The 11,917-nt window shown below is 67.1% G+C and carries 11 protein-coding genes; all 11 read left to right on the top strand.

What is annotated here, in order from left to right:
- Positions 1-7: 7 nt before the first annotated feature.
- The 11 genes from WOC76_RS19225 (at position 8) to WOC76_RS19175 (ending at position 11,913) form a co-directional block, all read left to right on the top strand.
- On the top strand, positions 8-619 hold the full coding sequence (locus tag WOC76_RS19225; protein ID WP_341104482.1) for a TetR/AcrR family transcriptional regulator: 612 nt from the start codon (positions 8-10) through the stop codon (positions 617-619).
- Positions 620-685: 66 nt separating this feature from the next.
- A complete protein-coding gene (locus WOC76_RS19220; RefSeq protein ID WP_341104483.1) occupies positions 686-1,303 on the top strand; it encodes a glutathione S-transferase family protein in 618 nt (205 codons plus the stop codon).
- Between the two features lie 302 nt (positions 1,304-1,605).
- Entirely contained in the window at positions 1,606-3,378 is a 1,773-nt protein-coding gene (locus WOC76_RS19215; protein ID WP_341104485.1) for an acetolactate synthase 3 large subunit, read from the top strand.
- Between the two features lie 70 nt (positions 3,379-3,448).
- A complete protein-coding gene (gene ilvN / locus WOC76_RS19210; protein WP_341104488.1) occupies positions 3,449-4,000 on the top strand; it encodes an acetolactate synthase small subunit in 552 nt (183 codons plus the stop codon).
- 114 nt (positions 4,001-4,114) lie between these two features.
- On the top strand, positions 4,115-5,134 hold the full coding sequence (gene ilvC, locus WOC76_RS19205) for a ketol-acid reductoisomerase (RefSeq protein ID WP_341104490.1): 1,020 nt from the start codon (positions 4,115-4,117) through the stop codon (positions 5,132-5,134).
- Between the two features lie 91 nt (positions 5,135-5,225).
- Positions 5,226-6,107, top strand: a complete 882-nt coding sequence (locus WOC76_RS19200) for a nuclear transport factor 2 family protein (RefSeq protein WP_341389399.1) — start codon at positions 5,226-5,228, stop codon at positions 6,105-6,107.
- A 135-nt stretch (positions 6,108-6,242) separates the two neighbouring features.
- Positions 6,243-7,124 carry a nuclear transport factor 2 family protein gene (locus WOC76_RS19195; protein ID WP_341104494.1) on the top strand — a complete coding sequence of 294 codons (882 nt, stop codon included), beginning with the start codon at positions 6,243-6,245 and terminating at the stop codon, positions 7,122-7,124.
- A 9-nt stretch (positions 7,125-7,133) separates the two neighbouring features.
- Positions 7,134-8,042, top strand: a complete 909-nt coding sequence (locus tag WOC76_RS19190) for a PhzF family phenazine biosynthesis protein (protein ID WP_341104497.1) — start codon at positions 7,134-7,136, stop codon at positions 8,040-8,042.
- Positions 8,039-8,761: an NUDIX hydrolase gene (locus tag WOC76_RS19185; protein WP_341104499.1), complete on the top strand. Its 723-nt coding sequence runs from the start codon at positions 8,039-8,041 to the stop codon at positions 8,759-8,761. The genes WOC76_RS19190 and WOC76_RS19185 overlap by 4 nt, the downstream gene beginning before the upstream one ends.
- Positions 8,762-8,793: 32 nt before the next feature.
- Positions 8,794-10,608 (top strand): 3-dehydroquinate synthase, encoded by a 1,815-nt coding sequence (gene aroB, locus WOC76_RS19180; RefSeq protein WP_341104501.1) that lies wholly within the window; start codon positions 8,794-8,796, stop codon positions 10,606-10,608.
- A gap of 6 nt (positions 10,609-10,614) precedes the next feature.
- Positions 10,615-11,913, top strand: a complete 1,299-nt coding sequence (locus WOC76_RS19175) for an HlyC/CorC family transporter (RefSeq protein WP_341389391.1) — start codon at positions 10,615-10,617, stop codon at positions 11,911-11,913.
- Positions 11,914-11,917 lie beyond the last annotated feature (4 nt).

The raw sequence follows: 11,917 nt of genomic DNA, 5'->3' as shown, positions 1-11,917 counted from the left end.
CGAACCGATGCATGTGAAGCGCGGCTATCATCACGGTTCGCTCAGACAGGCGCTGGTCGACGCGGGCGTCGAGCTTCTGGCCGAGGGCGGTCCCTCGGCCCTGACGCTCACCGAGGCCGCCCGCCGCGCCGGCGTCACGTCCGCCGCGCCCTATCGGCATTTTTCCGGCCGGGACGCGCTGCTTTCCGAAATCGCCCGGCAGGGGTTCGAGACCTTCGGCGAGAAGATCGAGGCCGCCTGGGACGACGGCCGCCCCGACGCGCAGGCGGCGATGCGCGCCATGTGCAGGGCCTATCTCGCCTTCGCCCGCGAGGAGACGGGGCTTTACGCGGCGATGTTCGGGCAGGCGGCGACGCTCGCCGATCCGCAGGCCGGCGGCGCGGCCGATCATGCGCTCGAAATCTTGTGGCGGGCGGTCGTCGCCTGGCTCCAGCAGGCGGGCGCCGCGGCGCAGGGCGCGCGCCATGTGGCGCTGCAAATCTGGGCCGTCGCCCATGGCGTCGCCATGCTGACCATTTCCGGCCATTTCGATCCGGCGCGCACCGCCGATCCGGCGACGGTGCTGGAGGGCGCGGTCGAGGGCGTGATGGCTGCGGCGGTGGCGAAGGCGAAGCGTTAGGGCGAAGCGCGGCCGCCTCGGCGCGCTATGTGGGGTCGGGCGCAACTTTGAAAGGGAGCCCCCGCCATGCTCACGCTCTACTACCATCCCGGCGCCTGCTCGCTCGCGGCGCATATCGCGCTCGAATGGATCGGCGCGCCTTACGCCACGAAAGAAGTGGAGTTCGGCGACAAGGACTATCTGAAGATCAATCCGGCCGGGGCCGTGCCGGCGCTCGATACGGGCGAGGGCTGGATTCTCACCCAGGACGCGGCGATCCTGCGCTATCTCGCCCGGCGCCATCCGCAGGCGGGGCTCGGGATCGAGGGCGGGGAGAGGGAGCAGGCGGAAGCCGACCGCTGGAGCTTCTTCATCACCGGCGACCTGCATCCGGCCTTCTTCCCGCTCTTCGTCCCCAATCGCTATACGCGGGCGCGGGAGAAGGAGGCCTTCGACGACATCCGCGAGGCCGCCAAGGCGCTGGCGCACAAGAAATTCCGGCTCGTCGATGCGCATCTGACGGGCAGGCGCTTTTTCCTCGGCGACAGGCGCAGCTATCTCGACGCCTATGTTTTCCCGATGGAGCGCTGGGCGCAGACGCTCCTCGACGACGGTCTTTCGGCCTTTCCCGCCGTGCGGGCGCATCACGACATGATGGCCGCGGACCCGGCGGTCGAGAAGGCGCTGGCGGCCGAAGGGGCGTGAGCCGGCCGCTTCGTCCCGGCCCGCCTCGCCCTGGCGGGTCGTGAATCGGCCTCATTTTTGAGGGGCGGGCCGCTTGATTCTCGCCCCCGCCTCCCGTAACGTCTGCGCATCAAGGATAAGCGGGGCGCAATGCGCGGTCTTCTCGTAGTAGAAACGGCGCCGGAGACGGAGCGGGGATAGCCCCAGCTTCCGCCGATGGCGCTTGACCCAAGGCCCCGAGAGGGCCTTTTTTGTTGCCCGAGGCGCGGCCGCTTCTCCAGTGAATTCGCCCGCCGCAGGAAGTGAAGATCGGAACGAAGACCATGTCGAAGGAAATGACCGGCGCAGAAATGGTGGTCGAAGCCCTGAAGGATCAGGGCGTCGAGATTATTTTCGGCTATCCGGGCGGCGCCGTCCTTCCGATCTATGACGTGCTCTTCCACCAGGAGAAGGTGAAGCACATTCTCGTGCGTCACGAGCAGGGCGCGGCCCATGCGGCCGAGGGCTATGCGCGCTCGTCGGGCAAGGTCGGCGTGCTGCTCGTCACCTCCGGCCCCGGCGCCACCAATACGGTGACGGGCCTGACCGACGCGCTGATGGACTCGATCCCCGTGGTCTGCATCACCGGCCAGGTGCCGACGCATCTCATCGGCTCCGACGCCTTTCAGGAATGCGACACGGTCGGCATCACCCGCCACTGCACGAAGCACAATTATCTCGTGAAGAACATCGCGGACCTGCCGCGCATTCTGCACGAAGCCTTTTATGTCGCGACCTCGGGGCGTCCCGGCCCGGTCGTCATCGACATTCCGAAGGACGTGCAATTCGCGCGCGGCGTCTATTCGGCCCCGCGCGGGGCGCAGCACAAGACCTATCAGCCCAAGCTCGACGCCGATATGGAGCAGATTCGCGAGGCGGTGCGGATGATGGCCGCCGCCAGGCGCCCGATCTTCTACACGGGCGGCGGCGTCATCAATTCCGGCCCCTCGGCCTCGGCGCTGCTGCGCGAACTCGTGAGCCTCACGGGCTTTCCCATCACCTCGACGCTGATGGGGCTCGGCGCCTATCCGGGCTCGGGCCAGAACTGGCTCGGCATGCTCGGCATGCATGGCACCTATGAGGCGAACAACGCCATGCACGACTGCGATCTCATGATCGCCGTCGGCGCGCGTTTCGACGACCGCATCACCGGGCGCCTCGACGCCTTCTCGCCCGGCTCGAAGAAAATCCACATCGACATCGACCGCTCGTCGATCAACAAGAACGTCAAGGTCGATCTCGCCATCGTCGGCGACTGCGGGCATGTGCTCGAGGCGTTGGTGCGCACCTGGCGCGCCGAGGCGATGCATGCGGACAAGCAGCCGCTCGATCACTGGTGGGCGCAGATCGACGAATGGCGCGAGAAGAAGTCTCTCGCCTTCCGCAACTCCGACACGACGATCAAGCCGCAATACGCCGTGCAGCGCCTCTATGCGCTGACGAAGGATCGCGACGCCTATATCACCACCGAAGTCGGCCAGCATCAGATGTGGGCCGCGCAGCATTATCATTTCGAGGAGCCCAACCGCTGGATGACCTCGGGCGGCCTCGGCACCATGGGCTATGGCCTGCCGGCGGCGATCGGCGCGCAGCTCGCGCATCCGAACGCGCTCGTGATCGACATTGCCGGCGAAGCCTCGATCCTGATGAACATTCAGGAGATGTCGACGGCGATCCAGTATCGGCTGCCGGTGAAGGTCTTCATCCTGAACAACGAATATATGGGCATGGTGCGCCAGTGGCAGGAGCTTCTGCACGGCGGGCGCTATTCGCACAGCTATTCGGAGGCGCTGCCGGATTTCGTGAAGCTCGCCGAAGCCTTCGGCGGAAAGGGCATCCGCTGCTCGGACCCGAAGCTGCTCGACGCCGCCATTCAGGACATGCTCGATTACGACGGGCCGGTGATCTTCGACTGCGTCGTCGACAAGGTCGAGAACTGCTTCCCGATGATCCCCTCGGGCAAGGCGCATAATGACATGCTGCTCGCCGATCTCTCCGACGACGCCGGCGTCGACATTGGCGCAATCATCGACGAAAAGGGCAAGATGCTGGTGTGACGCCTCGCGCCGCTCAGATTATTCGGCCGTCATCGCCAGAGCGCGATGACGGCGACAAGACAGGTCGATCATGAACGCTCCCGCCTCTCCGCCTTCTCCCTATTCCGCCTCCACGAGCAGCTCCAAGATCGAGTCGCATACGCTCTCCGTGCTCGTGGACAATGAGCCCGGCGTGCTCGCGCGCGTCGTCGGCCTGTTTTCGGGGCGTGGCTACAATATCGAGAGCCTCACCGTCGCCGAAGTGGCGCATGCCGAGCATCGCTCGCGCATCACCATCGTGACGTCGGGCGCGCCCGAGACGATCGAGCAGATTCACCACCAGCTCGAGCGCATCGTGCCGGTGCGGCAGGTCACGGATCTCACAGTCTCCAAGCGGTCGCTCGAGCGCGAGCTCGCCATGGTGAAGGTGCGCGGCCGCGGCGAGGACCGCAACGACGCGCTTCAACTCGCCGAGGCCTTCCGCGCCCGCGTCGTCGACGCGACGACCGAAAGCTTCATCTTCGAACTGACCGGCCGTCCGGACAAGATCGACGAATTCGTGGACCTCATGCGCCCCATTGGCCTCGTCGAGGTGTCGCGCACGGGCGTGGCCGCCATTTCGCGCGGGCCGGAGCCGATCTGAGGGCCTTTGACCTTCGGGGCGCCGCCGCGTAAAAGGGCGCGCGAAATTCATGACGTCACGCACGGGCGGCCCCGTCATCCGCCATCCGCCAGACACTTGAGGGAACGACAGGAAATGCGCGTTTATTACGATCGGGACGCCGACATCAATCTGATCAAGGGCAAGAAGGTCGCCATCATCGGCTACGGCAGCCAGGGCTTCGCCCATGCCCTCAATCTGAAGGAAAGCGGCGTTCCGGAAGTCGCGGTCGGCCTGCGCCCCGGCTCCGCCTCCGCCGCCAAGGCGGAAGCCGCCGGCCTCAAGGTGATGACGGTTCCGGAGGCCGCCAAATGGGCCGACGTCGTCATGATGCTGACGCCCGACGAGCTGCAGGGCGAGATCTACGCCAATGAGCTGGCCCCGAATCTGAAGCAGGGCGCGGCGCTCTTCTTCGCGCATGGCCTCAACATCCACTTCAACCTCATCGAGCCCCGCAAGGATCTCGACGTGCTGATGGTCGCCCCCAAGGGCCCCGGCCACACCGTGCGCGGCGAATATCTCAAGGGCGGCGGCGTTCCCTGCCTGGTCGCGGTCCATCAGGACGCCTCCGGCAACGCCAAGGACATTGCGCTTTCCTACGCCTCGGCCATTGGCGGCGGCAAGGCCGGCATCATCGAGACCACCTTCCGCGAGGAATGCGAGACCGATCTCTTCGGCGAGCAGGTCGTGCTCTGCGGCGGCCTCGTCGAGCTGATCCGCAACGGCTTCGAGACGCTGGTCGAGGCCGGCTATGCGCCGGAGATGGCTTATTTCGAGTGCCTTCACGAAGTGAAGCTGATCGTCGACCTCATCTACGAGGGCGGCATCGCCAATATGAATTATTCGGTGTCGAACACCGCCGAATATGGCGAATATGTCACCGGCCCGCGCATCGTCACCCCTGCGACCAAGGCGGAGATGAAGCGCGTTCTCGAGGACATTCAGTCCGGCAAGTTCACCCGCGACTGGATGCTCGAGAACAAGGTCAGCCAGACCTCGTTCAAGGCGACCCGCGCCCGCAACGCCGCCCATCCGATCGAGGAAGTCGGCGCCCGTCTTCGCGCCATGATGCCCTGGATCGGCAAGAACAAGCTTGTCGACAAAGAGCGCAACTGATCCCATCATACCGACTCCATCGGACGCGCGCGCCGGGGCGGAGGCGCGCGCGGTCCCGACAGATGGCGCGCGGAGGCCGGGGGATGGGGATATGCCGGTTGGGGGGAGCCGTGACCTCGCGCTGAGCGCGACGGATAAACGCTTCGTCATTGCCGAAATGCTCGACTGCCGGATGCGCCGGCACTACGACCGGTTCGCGAGCTTCGTCGATCCGGGGGTCGTGCTGTCCTGCCACAGCTGGCGGGAGGGGATGGTCGGACCGGCCGTCTGGCGCGGCGCCGACGGGCTGCGCGAACTGTTCCGGCGCACGGACGAGAACTACCTCCCCGGCGACCACGAAATCATCGACGTGCTCGTGGACGGCGATGAGGCCGTGGTGCGCTGGCGCGCCGACTGGCGACGCCACGACAACGGGCGAATCTACACCAATGACGCGGCGCATTTCCTGCGCTGGGACCAGGGCCGCGTCGTGGAGATGCATGAGTTCTTCGACGCCCATTGCCGCTCGACGCCCGCATGCGCCTGCCTGCCCTCCTTCGAGACCCTGCTCACCCCCCGGCCACCCGGACTGCCGCGCGGCGAGATGGAGCGGCGCGCGCGCCGGCTGCTCGAGTTCGAGTCGGGGAGCCCGGAGCCCGCGCTCGTTCTGAAATGGTGCGCCCCCGACATCATCTGCGATTTTGCGGGCGATCGCGCCCGTCTGCCCTATGCCGGGCGCCACACGGGCGTCGATGCGCTGCTCGGAATCATCCGGGCGGTCCATGTGGATTTCGAGCAGCGGCCGCTGGGCCTTTCGAGGATCCTGATCGAGGACGCGCGCGCCGCCTGCTGGCGGCAGGTCGAGTGGCGCCACCGCGGCACGGGCCGGACGGGGGTCTGCGAACTCGCGGATTTCGTTCGGTTCGACAATGGCTTGATCGTCGAGTGCATCGAGTTCCGGGACACCGTCTCGCTGCTGCGGATGCAAGACTGACAGACAGGCGGCCCCGCGGGACGCGCGCTGGTTGGGAAACAAATTGTCGACAACCTCTGCTCCAGAGGCTCTAATGCTCCCAAAAACAATCCTCAAGCGTTGCTTGAGCGGCGCAAGAGGACGGGCGGAGAGAACATGTATGGATTGGGCGGGCCATCTGGCCGAGCTGCCGAGAAAGAGACGCTCCGGCGCGTGCATGAGGTGATCGCGGCCCGCATGTCGGGCGACGCCGAGGCGTTCCTGAAGTTTTTCGTCGAGGACGTGGAGCTGCGCGGGAATTGCCAGAAGCTCGCGTTCTTTCCCGCGGGCCGGTGGTCCGGACACGACGCCCTCAGGGAGACTCTGCGGCGCGCCGACATCGCCTTCGAGCCGCTCGACGCCGAGGTTCTGGATGTGCTGGTCGAGGGCGACCGCGCGGCGGTGCGCTGGAGAGGGAGCTGGCGGCGGCGCGCCAATAACGCCGTTCTTTGCAGGGATCTCGCGCATTTCCTGCGCTGGCGAAACGGGCGCGTCGCGGAAATGGACGAATTCATAGACCATCGTGACGATTCCCGCTTTTCGGGCGTTCGGCTGAGGAGCTTTGCCGAGATGCTCGATCCGCCGCCACCTTGCCTCAGCCGCGAGGAAATGGCGCGGCGGCTGATGGCGCTCGGCAATTTCTCCAGCGAGGGACCGGACATCGACCTGTTCCGGATCTATTGCGCGGCGGATGTCGTGAGCGAGTTTGTCGGCGATCCGGCGACAATTTTCTACGCCGGCCGCCATTGCGGCGTCGATGCGCTCACCAGCATCATCCGCGCCATCAATATCGACTTCGAACAGGTCGGCGCGACGCCGTCGCAGATGATCGTCGATGGCGGGGCCGTCGCGGCGCGCCGCACGGTCGAATGGCGCCACCGTGGCACCGGACGGCGCGGCGTCGTGGAGCTCGCCGATTTTATCCGCTTCGAGAACGGGCGCATCGTCGAACTGGTCGAATTCCGCGACACCGTCGCGCTGATGCAGATGCAGGGCTGATCGCAGCGCGTGCGCAGTCTCGCCTACCATCTCCTCGACGTGTTCGCCGACCGCCGGTTCAGCGGCAATCCGCTCGCCGTCGTCGAGGATGCGGAGGCGCTCTCCGCGCAGGAGATGCAGGCGATCGCGCGTGAATTCAATCTGAGCGAGACGGTTTTCCTGGTCGCGCCGCGCGACCCCGTCCACAGCGCCGCGTTGCGCATCTTCACGCCCGGCCGGGAGCTCCCTTTCGCCGGCCATCCGACGATCGGCGCCGCGGCGCTGCTCGCCGAGACGCGCGCCGCCGACGCGCTCGCTCGGACCGGCGTCGTCGTGGTTCTGGAGGCGGCGGTCGGACCGCTGCGCTGCGAGACGTTCCGCGGCCGGAACGGCGCGACCTATGCCGAATGCGCCTTGCCCATGACGCCCTGCGAGGCGGGTCCCGCGCCCTCGCCGCAGGCGCTCGCCGCCGCCCTGTCGCTCCCCGTGGAAGACATCGGCTTCGACGCCCATGCGCCGAGCGCCTTCGCGGCGGGACCGGCTTTCGTCTTCGCGCCGCTGCGCTCGCGCGCCGCGCTCGATCGCGCCCGACGCGCCCCGGAGGCCTTTGCGGCCGCGCTCGGAGACGCCGCCGGGGTCTTTCTCTATACGCGCGAGACCATCGATCCCGCTGCGGCCGTCCATGCCCGCATGCTGGCGCACGGGCTGGGCTTCGAGGAGGACCCGGCGACCGGCTCGGCGGCGGCGGCTTTCGCCGCCGTGGCGCTCGCCTTCGAGCGGCCCGAGGACGGCGAGCATGAATTGTTCATCGAACAGGGCTACGCCATGGGCCGGCCCTCCCGCATGACCCTGCGCATGTGGGTCGAGAACGGCGCGCTCGCGCGCGTCTCGATCGGGGGCCAGGTCGTGCGGGTCGGCGAGGGAAGGCTGCGTCTTTGAGCGAAACGCCGGTGTTCGACAGCGTCGATCGGCTCGACTGCCGCCTTGTGCAGCACGATTGGGCCTTCGCGCAGAGAGAGGCGCAGCGGATCGAGCGCCACTGGGCGGCGCGACGCGCCGTCAGCCCGGCGCTCTACGACGGCCCGGTGCTGCTCGCGAGCCGCGTGGCCATCGAGACGGAGAACGGGCGGCGTGTGCTGAAGATCGAGGCCTTCGAGACCCGTTTCTCGCTGTTTCTGGCCTGGCGCGATTTCGGCTGGCCCGACAGGAGCGTCTTCAACTGCTTCTCTGCCCCGGCGGTGCGCTCGAGCGACGGCGCCTATCTGCTCGGTGAAATGGCCCCCGGCCACTCCGCCGAGGGCCAACGCTATTTTCCCGCCGGCACGCCCGATCCCGACGATGTGGCGGCCGACGGCTCGGTGGATTTGCTCGGCAATCTCTGGCGCGAGCTGCGCGAAGAGACAGGCCTCGACGCCGCCGAGGGCGTCGCGGCCGACGGCTTTACGGTAATTTACGACCGGCAGCGCATCGCCTGCGTCAAGCGCATCGACTGGCCCGCCCCGGCGCAGGAGATCGTCGCCCGCGTCCGCGCCTTTCTCGCCGCCGAGGCCGAGCCGGAGCTGTGCGACGTTCATTTTCTGGCGCCCGGCCGCTACGACGATCCGCGCCTGCCGTCCTTCGTGTCGGCGTTTCTCGCGCAGGCCGCCGAGACGGGCTGAATTTCCCGCGCGCTTTAGTATAGATTGCCGCCATGACTCGACCGCTCCCTCTTGGCCCGACGCCGGCGCCGACGCCCGGCGTCGCGGATGAGCGCGCCGCCGCCATCAAGACGGCGCTCGCCGGCCGCGCCCTCGTATTTGTCGGCATGATGGGCTCCGGAAAGAGCGCTATCGGCCAGCGCCTCGCCGCACGCCTCGGCCTACCCTTCGTCGACGCCGACGCCGAGATCGTCGCGGCGGCCGCCGGCATGACCATTCCTGAAATCTTCGCCAAATATGGCGAGCGTTATTTTCGCGACGGCGAGCGTCGCGTCATCATGCGCCTGCTCAACAGCGGGCAGATCGTGCTCGCGACCGGCGGCGGCGCCTTCATGGACCCGCGCACCCGCGAGCGAATCGGCGAGCGCGGCGTCTCCATCTGGCTCGACGCCGATCTCAAGACGCTGATGAAGCGCGTCCGCCGCAAGAACGACCGGCCATTGCTACATACCGACGACCCCGAGGAGACGCTGCGCCGCCTGCTCGAAACGCGCCGGCCGATCTATGAACAGGCCGACATCCGGGTCGAATCGCGAGACGAACCGCAGGAGGTCATGGTGGAGGCGACGCTCGACGCCCTCACCGACGAACTGCCCCGCCTCGACGCCACGCGCCGCGCCGCCCAGAAGAAGGATTTCGCCAAGGCCATGACACATCTTCATCTCGAGCGCATCCAGGCGGACCAGGGGGCGACCCATCGCGAGACCGTGCATGTCGCGCTCGGCGGGCGCTCCTACGACATTCTCATCGGCGCGGGCCTTGTGGAGGAAGCTGGCGCCCATATCGCGAAGGTCGCGCCCGGCGCGGCCTGCGCGATCGTCACGGACGAGAATGTCGCGCGGCTGCATCTGCCCGCCTTGCAGGAGAGCCTCTCGAAGGCGGGCATTCGCCACAAGACGATCGTCGTGACGCCCGGCGAGGGCTCGAAATCGCTTTCGACCTTCGGGCGCGTCTGCGACGAGGTTCTGGCCGCCAAGATCGAACGGCGCGACCTCATCGTCGCCTTCGGCGGCGGCGTCGTCGGCGATCTCGCCGGCTATGTCGCGGCGAGCGTGCGGCGCGGCTCGCGCTTCGTGCAAATCCCGACGACCCTGCTCTCGCAGGTCGACTCCTCGGTCGGCGGCAAGACGGGGATCAACTCCGCCCATGGCAAGAACCTCATCGGCGCCTTCCACCAGCCCTCTCTCGTTCTGGCCGACGTCGACGTGCTGCGCACCCTGCCGCTGCGCGAATATCGCGCCGGCTACGCCGAGGTGGTGAAATACGGCCTCATCGGCGACAAGCGGTTCTTCGAATGGCTCGAGGCCGACGCCGAGGCGGTGTTCCACAGCCGCGCCGAGCAGATTTGCGCCGTCGCGGTGAGCTGCGAGACCAAGGCCGCGATCGTCGGCCGCGACGAGACGGAACAGGGCGACCGCGCCCTGCTCAATCTCGGCCACACCTTCGGCCACGCCTTCGAACTTCTCACGGGTTACGACAGCGCCCGGCTCGTGCATGGCGAAGGCGTCGCCATCGGCATGGCCTGCGCCGCGCGCTTTTCTGCGCGGCTCGGGCTCTGCGCGCCGCAGGACGCCGAGCGCGTCGCGCGCCATCTCGCGAGCGTCGGCCTGCCGACGGAGATCCGCCAGATCCCCGGCTGGCGGAGCGACGCCCAGGCCGTTCTGGACGCGATGTATCAGGACAAGAAAGTCGAGGGCGGCGCGCTGACCTTCATCCTCATGCGCGGCGTGGGCGAAGCCTTCATCGCCAAATCGGTCGAGCCGGCCGAAGTGCTGGGTTTCCTGAACGACGAACTCGCGCGAGCGTAAGCGACCATGCATGGCCTTGGAACCGGCGGCGCGCAATTCGAATGGTCGGATGTGCTGATCGTCTTTCTCTGTGTTCTGCTCTCCGCCTTTTTTTCGGGTTCCGAAACGGCGCTGACGGCCGCGTCCCATGCGCGGATGCATACGCTGGAGAAGGAGGGCGACCGGCGCGCCGGCGCCGTCAATCGCCTGCTGCGCCAGCGCAACCGCATGATCGCCGCGCTGCTGCTCGGCAGCACGCTGGTCAATATCGGCGGCTCCGCCTTCACGACGAGCGTGCTGACCGCCATCGCCGGCGAAAATGGCGCGGTCTACGCCACCATCCTGATGACCGTGCTGCTTCTCGTCTTCGCGGAAGTGCTGCCGAAGACGCTCGCGATCAATTACCCGGACGCGATGTCGCTGCGCGTCGTGCGCTTCATCACGCCCTTCGTCTCGATCTTCGGCCCCGTTCTCGCGGCCGTCGAATGGATCGTGCGCATGGTGCTCGGCCTCGTCGGCGTCGAACTCGGCCACGGCCGCACCATGCTCTCGCCCTATGAGGAGCTCAAGGGCGCGGTCGATATCCTGCACGAGGAAGGCAATGTCGAGCGCGCGGCTCGCGACATGTTCGGCGGCGTGCTCGATCTGCAGGTGCTGCATGTCGCGGATGTGATGATCCATCGCACCAAGATGCGCACCATCGACGCCGACCTGCCGCCCGTACAGATCGTGCGCGAGGTGTTGTCCTCTCCCTTCACCCGAATGCCCCTGTGGCGCGACCGGCCGGATAATTTCGTCGGCGTGCTGCATTCGAAGGATCTGTTGCGCGCGCTCGACGCCGCCGGCGGCGACGCCTCGAAGATCAGCATCGACGAAGTGATGTTCGCCCCCTGGTTCGTGCCGGAAGCGACGACGCTCGAAGATCAACTCGAGGCCTTCCTCAAGCGCAAGACGCATTTCGCGCTGGTCGTCGACGAATATGGCGAGGTCATGGGCCTCGTCACGCTCGAGGACATTCTCGAGGAGATCGTCGGCGACATTCGCGACGAGCACGATCTCGCCGTGCAGGGGGTGCGGCCGCAGCCGGACGGCTCCGTGCTCGTCGATGGCGCCGTGCCGGTCCGCGATCTCAATCGCGTCATGGCCTGGAGCCTGCCGGACGAGGAGGCGACCACCATCGCGGGCCTCGTCATCCACGAAGCCGGCGCCATTCCCGACGCCGGGCAGGTGTTCACCTTTCACGGCTTCCGCTTCGAGGTTCTGCGCAAGATCAGGAACCGCGTCACCGCGCTGCGGGTGACGCCGCAAAAGCCCGGAGAGGGATGAGGCC

Origin of the sequence: Methylocystis sp. IM3 (genome assembly GCF_038070105.1) — a bacterium.
Taxonomy (GTDB): domain Bacteria; phylum Pseudomonadota; class Alphaproteobacteria; order Rhizobiales; family Beijerinckiaceae; genus Methylocystis.
Note: the sequence above shows the minus strand (reverse complement) of the source record. Positions and strands in the feature narration are given on the sequence as shown.

What these genes read in the sequence shown, in the direction of transcription:
- ilvN (WP_341104488.1), top strand. Translation starts at nt 3,449, where the DNA reads ATGAACGCTCCCGCCTCTCCGCCTTCTCCCTATTCCGCCTCCACGAGC.
- aroB (WP_341104501.1), top strand. Translation starts at nt 8,794, where the DNA reads ATGACTCGACCGCTCCCTCTTGGCCCGACGCCGGCGCCGACGCCCGGC.
- ilvC (WP_341104490.1), top strand. Translation starts at nt 4,115, where the DNA reads ATGCGCGTTTATTACGATCGGGACGCCGACATCAATCTGATCAAGGGC.
- WOC76_RS19200 (WP_341389399.1), top strand. Translation starts at nt 5,226, where the DNA reads ATGCCGGTTGGGGGGAGCCGTGACCTCGCGCTGAGCGCGACGGATAAA.
- WOC76_RS19175 (WP_341389391.1), top strand. Translation starts at nt 10,615, where the DNA reads ATGCATGGCCTTGGAACCGGCGGCGCGCAATTCGAATGGTCGGATGTG.
- WOC76_RS19195 (WP_341104494.1), top strand. Translation starts at nt 6,243, where the DNA reads ATGTATGGATTGGGCGGGCCATCTGGCCGAGCTGCCGAGAAAGAGACG.
- WOC76_RS19215 (WP_341104485.1), top strand. Translation starts at nt 1,606, where the DNA reads ATGTCGAAGGAAATGACCGGCGCAGAAATGGTGGTCGAAGCCCTGAAG.
- WOC76_RS19220 (WP_341104483.1), top strand. Translation starts at nt 686, where the DNA reads ATGCTCACGCTCTACTACCATCCCGGCGCCTGCTCGCTCGCGGCGCAT.
- WOC76_RS19225 (WP_341104482.1), top strand. Translation starts at nt 8, where the DNA reads ATGCATGTGAAGCGCGGCTATCATCACGGTTCGCTCAGACAGGCGCTG.